Origin of the sequence: Streptomyces hesseae (genome assembly GCF_031845785.1) — a bacterium.
GTDB lineage: Bacteria > Actinomycetota > Actinomycetes > Streptomycetales > Streptomycetaceae > Streptomyces > Streptomyces hesseae.
In genome coordinates, this window is record NZ_JAVRFI010000061.1 from 1 (window position 1) to 483 (window position 483).

A 483-nucleotide genomic window follows, 5' to 3' on the forward strand; every position below is an offset into this window, starting at 1 on the left:
GGTCGTGGTGCGCCACTTCCCAGATGTAGCGCAGTTGTTGAAGCTTCATAGATGTCCCTCAAAGCAAATAGACGCCACGGGTATCAGCGACGGTATATAACTATATTAAAGGTCAGACGGATAAATCTAGAACTTTTTATCGTTTTCACCGATCAACTGTCATCACTGCGCCGACGCTGCAACGACGGCACCATGTAAACCGGCACTGTCGCCAGTTGCAGCACCCTCGCTGCTGTGCGCCCCAGCGGTGTGGCGGCGGCGGTTGCATGGCTGTGACTACCTACGATCAACAGGTCGACGGAAAGTTTACGCAGCTGGTCGAGAATCACTTCGCACGGGTCGCCCTGAATCACCCGCACCGACTGAATCAACTTCAAGTCTTGCTCGCCGTCCCCCAACTCCTCGCGAAAACTGTCCAGTACCCGCTGCTCGATCGACGCCATGACCGTGTTAAGCCCCTGGCTCTGCCATTCACTCAAGGCC

General features: G+C 55.5%; 1 protein-coding gene. It reads right to left on the reverse strand.

Annotated features, from left to right (window positions below; translation table 11 throughout):
• Nucleotides 1-152: 152 nt before the first annotated feature.
• Nucleotides 153-483: universal stress protein (locus RM609_RS34745; protein ID WP_311616575.1), on the reverse strand; the 331-nt coding region annotated here is incomplete at its 5' end.